We start from the raw sequence: 5,919 nt of genomic DNA, 5'->3' as shown, positions 1-5,919 counted from the left end.
CGCCACTCGGCCCCCCCCCCCCCCCCCTCCCCTCCCCCCCCCCCCCCCCCCCCCCCCCCACCCACCCCCCCCCCCCCCCCCCCCCCCCCCCCCCCCCCCCCCCCCCGGGGCCCCGTCGTTCTTCCGTTGCTCCCGTTGCTCCCGTTGCCCCTTGCTACTGGAGGTGCTTCTTGACGGCGGCGGCGACACGGCCGCCCTCCGCCAGGCCGGCCACCTTCGGGGTCACGATCTTCATGACGGCGCCCATGGCCCGCGGCCCCTCGGCGCCCGCGGCCCGGGCCTCCTCGACGGCCTGCGCCACGATCGCGGTGAGCTCGTCGTCGGTCAGCTGCTTCGGCAGGTAGGTGTCGAGGAACTCACCCTCCGCCGTCTCCCGCTCGGCCTGCTCGGCGCGACCGCCCTGGGCGAACGCGTCCGCGGCCTCGCGGCGCTTCTTCGCCTCCTTGGCGATCACCTTGAGGACCTCCTCGTCGGTGAGGACGCGCGCCTCCTTGCCCGCGACCTCCTCCTTGGTGATCGCGGCGAGGGTCAGTCGCAGCGTGGAGGAGTGGAGCTCGTTGCGCTCCTTGATCGCGGTGGTGAGGTCTTCCTGCAGCTTGGCCTTGAGCGTGGTCATGCCTATGAGTCTGCCAGGTGCGGGGACGGTGGCGCCTTCCGGTTTTCCGCGTCTGAGACGATGACCCCATGCGTGCGCGTTACGGAGTACCCCTGAAGGTCACCGCCGGAATCGCGGCGGTGGGGGCTGCTGGAGTGGCCTATGCCGCCGGATTCGAGGCGCGGTCCTTCCGCCTGCGCCGGATCACCATTCCGGTTCTGCCCGCCGGGATGCGCCCCTTGCGCGTACTCCAGGTGTCGGACATCCACATGGTCAGCGGCCAGGGCAAGAAGCGCGCCTGGCTCCAGTCCCTGGCCGGCCTGCGCCCCGACTTCGTCGTGAACACCGGCGACAACCTCTCTGACACGGAAGGCGTGCCGGAGCTGCTCGACGCGCTCGGCCCGCTGATGTCGTTCCCGGGCGTGTACGTCTTCGGCTCGAACGACTACTACGGGCCGCGGCTGCGCAACCCCGGGCGGTACCTGATCGAGAAGCTCCAGGGCCGCCACGGGCTGAACGGCAACAAGCCGGTCGTCGGCGCCGTCCACAACCCGTGGGAGGGCATGCGGGACGCCTTCGACGCGGCGGGCTGGCTGAACCTCACCAACACGCGGGCCCGGCTGAAGGTGAACGGGCTGGAGCTGGCCTTCACCGGCCTCGACGACCCGCACATCAAGCGCGACCGCTACGAACGCGTCGCCGGCGGCCCCGAAGCCGACGCCGACCTCTCGATCGCCGTGGTGCACGCCCCGTACCTGCGCAGCCTGGAGGCCTTCACGGCCGACGGCTACCCGCTGATCCTGGCGGGGCACACGCACGGCGGACAGCTGTGCATCCCGTTCTACGGGGCCCTCGTCACCAACTGCGACCTGGACACCGACCGGGTCAAGGGCCTCTCCACCCACGAGACCGGCGGCCGACGCGCCTACCTGCACGTTTCCGCAGGCTGCGGCACCAACCGCTACACCCCGGTCCGCTTCGCCTGCCCCCCGGAGGCCACCCTCCTGACCCTCACCCCGAAGGCCTAGCGGACCCGCGGGCACGTCCGCGAAAACCGGATTTCGCCTCTGGCCGAGGGTCCGCTAAAGTAATCGATGTCGCCAGGGCGAAAGCCCGGAAACGGCGGCGATCGGGGTGTAGCGCAGCTTGGCAGCGCGCTTCGTTCGGGACGAAGAGGTCGTGGGTTCAAATCCCGCCACCCCGACAGAGTAAGACCAGGTCAGGGGCCTGATCCGAGAAATCGGATCAGGCCCCTGACTGGCGTTTGCCCCCCGCCTTGGGGAGCCATCTGGGAGTCGACCTCGGAATCCGGCTTCCCAGACGACCCCAAGGCCTTTCGGGATCTACCGCAACGGACCGCTCCGTGGCACGCCCCATACGTAGGCTCAGGACAGCCGGCGCGGGGGCGCCGGGCTGACGGACCGGGGCAGGGGGACAGCGTGGATCATCTCTTCACCGTCGACGGGGGCTCGGCCACGCCCGTCTCACCGACCGCTCTGGCCGCGGAAGGCCTCCTCGAACGACAGCACCTCCAGGAATGGGTGATCGCCAACCCCCGGATCCTCGGCGAGTCGGTGCTCGTGATCACTTCCGAGTTCGACCGGTGGGCCGACACGGACGGAGTGCCGGCGCGCGACCGGCTGGACGTCCTGGGCCTGGATGCCACCGGCCGCCTCGTGGTGGTCGAGCTGAAGCGGGGTACGGCCGACCGTGACGTACACCTCCAGGCGATCACCTACGCCGCCCTGGTGTCCCGGTTCGACCTCGGCACGCTGGCCCAGGCGCACCGCGACTTCCTGAAGGGCCGAGGCGAGAGCCTCGAGCTCGACGAGTGCCGACAGCGCCTCCTGGACCACGTGGACGGGGAGTGGAGCCCGGAACTCCTCCAGCGCCCCAGACAGGTGATCATCGCCGCGGACTTCCCCAAGCAGGTCACCCACACCGTGGTCTGGCTGTCGGAGATGAACCTCGACATCGACCTCGTCCAGGTGGGCCTGTGGAAGGTGGAGGACCAGCTCGTTGCCGGCTTCACCAAGGTCTACCCCACCCCGGAAGTGGAGGAGTTCACCCTCGCCCCGGCCCGGATCGAGGCCAAGGCCGCGGCCCGGAAACTGGAGGAGCGCACACGCTCCCGCAACGCCGTGCACGTCCTCGTCGACGCCGGGCTGCTGCCGGACGGGACCCGGCTGCGGCTGGTACCGAGGCATGGCGTGCCGCAATCCATCCGCGAGGCCATCCACGCGTGGGTGGGCGAGGACAGCAGCCGTGGAACCGCCACGTGGAACAACAACACCGGCAAGCCACTGACATGGGGTGCCGACGGTACGAAGCACTCGCCGACCGGGCTGGCCAACCACATCTTCACCAGCGTGACGAACCGATCGGAGCCCGGCATCCAGGGCCCGACCTGGTGGGACATCGACACCGACCACGTCCCGGAAGCCGTCGACCCTGCCGAATGGGCGGCGCTGGCGGGCGTCAACCTCGCGGTCCTGGCCAAGCAGCTCAGCGGCACGGGGAAGGACTGGACGAGTCTGCACTCCCTCCTGGCCGCCATCCCCTCCGGGCGGTGGACCACGTACGGGGATGTGGCCGTCGCCATCGGCAGCCACGCCGTCCCAGTCGGCACCCACCTGGCCACCTGCGGCCAGTGCCCCAACGCCTGGCGCGTCCTCAACGCTGCGGGACGCGTCAGCCCCGGCTTCCGGTGGAACGACCCCACACGCACAGACTCCCCCGCCGATGTCCTGGCGGCCGAGGGCGTCAACTTCAAGGAGGGAGCAGCGGATCCACGTGCGCGCCTGTCCCTGGACGCCCTGAAGACCGTCCTCGGCAACTGAGCTCGAACCATCGTGGTGCCACCCGGAAACGGGATCCGGAAGGCCCACCGCACAGCTTGTGCCCGTGCTGCATGTGCGGTGCGGGGGTGGCTGGCATCGTGGGCGCCATGGCTGAGTTGAATGGGGCGGCGGTCGGGGTTCGGGAGTTGCAGGCGCTGGCGCTGGTCAACTACGGGCACTTCACGACCATGCGGGTCGAGGACGGGCGGGTGAAGGGGCTCGCGCTGCACCTGGAGCGGCTCCGGCGGGACTGCCGGATGCTGTTCGGGGCAGGGCTCGACGGGGAGCGGGTACGGGCGCTGGCGCGGCGGATGGCGCCGGCCCGGGGGGCCGCCACGGTCCGGGTGACGATCTTCGATCCGGGGCTCGACCTCGGGCGTCCCCTCGCGGCCGGTGATCCGCAGGTGCTGGTGACGGTCCGGCCGGCGGGCGGCGCCGTACCGCCGCCGCTGCGGGTGCGGTCGACGCAGTACGTGCGCGACGTGCCGGAGGTCAAGAGCGTCGGGCTCTTCGCCGGGCTGTACCACCGGCGGCAGGCGCAGCAATGCGGTTTCGACGACGCGCTGTTCGTCGATGCCGGGCAGGCCGTGTCCGAGGGGGCCACCTGGAACGTCGGCTTCGTCGACGGCGGGCGGGTGGTCTGGCCGGACGCCGAGTGCCTCGACGGGGTGACCATGCAGCTGCTCAAGCAGGTCCATCCGTACGACAGCCGGCGCGTGCGGCCGGCGGACGTCGCAGGTTTCGAGGCGGCCTTCGCCACCAACGCGGCGATGGGGGTGCGGGCCGTCCGCGCCGTGGACGCCGTGGAGCTGCCGGGACCCGGCTCCGGCCCCGGGCCCGGGCCCGGCTCCCGTCCCGGCTCCCATCCGGTGATCGACGCGCTGCGGGACGCGTACGCCGCCCTCCCCGGCGATCTGCTCTAGGGACCCGGCGCTCTTCCGGAACACCTGCGCGCCACCCGCGCGCCACCACCACAACACCGCCTCCTCGGATGCTCTTCAGCAGCATGACCACGAGCAATCCGAACGGAGGTGAAAACAAGGAAGGTTTGCACCAAGCCGGCGGCCAAGAAGCCGGGACACCGCCCTGCGCTGGGACGAGCTGGCGCTCGCCGCCGGATACCGGACCGCGCGCATCTGCCGCACCGTCAAGGAGGCCGACGCCCACCTGGCGGAGATCGGCGGGCAGCCCGGCCCGCACCTGCTGGCCCTGGAGATCGGCCGGGCGGGGCCATCCCGCTCCGGGTAACGTCGGCGCACACCAACGCCGAGGTCCGGGCCCGCTTCCAGGCCGCGGCGGCGAACGACGCCCGGAAGGAAGAGACTTGACCGTCATCGCCCACGTCAGCGACCTGCACCTGGACCTCGGGGAGCGCGCCACCGAGCGCGCCCGGAAGGTGATGGGCTACCTGCGGGACATCCCCGGCCCGGTGGACGCCGTGCTGGTCTCCGGCGACATCGCCGACCACGGCACGGACGAGGAGTACGCGCAGGCGCGCGCGCTGCTCGACCTGCCCTGGCCGGTCCTCGTCCTGCCCGGCAACCACGACCGGCGCGGGCCGTTCCGGACCGGGCTGCTCGACGGCAAGCCGGAGGACGAGGAGCTGAACCAGGTCGTCCGCACGCCCGGGGCGGTCTTCGTGCTGTGCGACTCGACGATCCCGGGAAGCGACGAGGGCGCGCTGAGCGACGCCACCCTGCGCTGGCTCGACGGGGCGCTGGCCGCCGAGGACGGCACCCTGCCCGTCTTCGTCTGCTTCCACCACCCGCCGGTCGACCTGCACACCCCGCACGTGGACCGGGTCCGGCAGTTCGGCGAGGACCGCCTCGCCGAGGTGCTGGGCCGCCACCCGCAGGTCGTCGCCCTGCTGTGCGGGCACGCGCACGTCGCCGCGGCCACTACCTTCGCGGGGCTGCCGCTGCTCGTGGCGCCCGGGGTGGCCTCCACCGTTCCGCTACCCCTGGAGGGCCGCCCCGTCGTGGACTTCGAGCTGGCGCCGGCGCTGGCTTTCCACGTCCTCGACGGCGACCGGCGGCTCGTCACGCACTACCGGACGCTGGGCTAAGCGCAATGCCGTTCATTTACGGCGCCGGGCTCGCCGGGACGTACGACCATGTCGGCCGGATCGTCGAGGCGGCCCAGCGCTGCGGCGCCGACGCCGTGTAACTGGGCTACGGGGCGCTCGCGGAGCACCCCGCGCTGCGCGAGCAGCCGGCCGGGGCCGGCATCGCGTTCATCGGGCCGACGGCCGGGGTGCTCGCGGCGGCACAGGACAAGGACCACGCCGTGGCCACGGCCGGCCGGCTCGGCCTGCCCGTGCCCCCGCACGCCACGGGACGCGAGGCGATCGCCCGGCTGGTCGAGGAGATCGGGCTGCCCGTCATCCTCAAGCCGGTCACCGGCTGCGGGGGGGGGGGGGGGGGGGGGGGGGGGGCGGGGGGGGGGCGGGGGGGGAGAGGGGGGGGGGGCCTCCCGCACTGAAGA

Annotated in this window: 5 protein-coding genes and 1 tRNA gene; 5 read left to right on the top strand and 1 reads right to left on the bottom strand. The window is 72.3% G+C overall.

Features of this window, described 5'->3' with window-relative positions; all coding sequences use genetic code 11:
• Positions 1-154: 154 nt before the first annotated feature.
• Positions 155-616, bottom strand: coding sequence for a GatB/YqeY domain-containing protein (locus AC068A_RS36985; RefSeq protein WP_478590686.1), 462 nt, complete (start codon positions 614-616; stop codon positions 155-157).
• 68 nt (positions 617-684) lie between these two features.
• Here AC068A_RS36985 and AC068A_RS36980 point away from each other — a divergent pair, with 68 nt between their 5' ends.
• The 5 genes from AC068A_RS36980 to AC068A_RS36960 all read left to right on the top strand — a co-directional run bounded on the left by AC068A_RS36980 (position 685) and on the right by AC068A_RS36960 (position 5,500).
• On the top strand, positions 685-1,623 hold the full coding sequence (locus AC068A_RS36980; protein WP_478590685.1) for a metallophosphoesterase: 939 nt from the start codon (positions 685-687) through the stop codon (positions 1,621-1,623).
• A gap of 102 nt (positions 1,624-1,725) precedes the next feature.
• A tRNA-Pro gene (locus tag AC068A_RS36975) sits at positions 1,726-1,799 on the top strand.
• Between the two features lie 235 nt (positions 1,800-2,034).
• Entirely contained in the window at positions 2,035-3,435 is a 1,401-nt protein-coding gene (locus tag AC068A_RS36970) for an MGMT family protein (RefSeq protein ID WP_478590684.1), read from the top strand.
• A 107-nt stretch (positions 3,436-3,542) separates the two neighbouring features.
• Positions 3,543-4,358: an aminotransferase class IV gene (locus AC068A_RS36965; protein WP_478590683.1), complete on the top strand. Its 816-nt coding sequence runs from the start codon at positions 3,543-3,545 to the stop codon at positions 4,356-4,358.
• Positions 4,359-4,759: 401 nt separating this feature from the next.
• Positions 4,760-5,500, top strand: coding sequence for a metallophosphoesterase (locus tag AC068A_RS36960; protein ID WP_478590682.1), 741 nt, complete (start codon positions 4,760-4,762; stop codon positions 5,498-5,500).
• Positions 5,501-5,919: the final 419 nt, after the last annotated feature.

This window comes from Streptomyces sp. NPDC043854, from assembly GCF_056436005.1.
The sequence above is the reverse complement of the archived record's forward strand: the minus strand, read 5'-3'. Positions and strand labels throughout refer to the sequence as shown.

Excerpts from the sequence above, each read along its gene's own strand:
- AC068A_RS36985 (WP_478590686.1), bottom strand. The coding sequence starts at position 616 with ATGACCACGCTCAAGGCCAAGCTGCAGGAAGACCTCACCACCGCGATC.
- AC068A_RS36980 (WP_478590685.1), top strand. The coding sequence starts at position 685 with ATGCGTGCGCGTTACGGAGTACCCCTGAAGGTCACCGCCGGAATCGCG.
- AC068A_RS36965 (WP_478590683.1), top strand. The coding sequence starts at position 3,543 with ATGGCTGAGTTGAATGGGGCGGCGGTCGGGGTTCGGGAGTTGCAGGCG.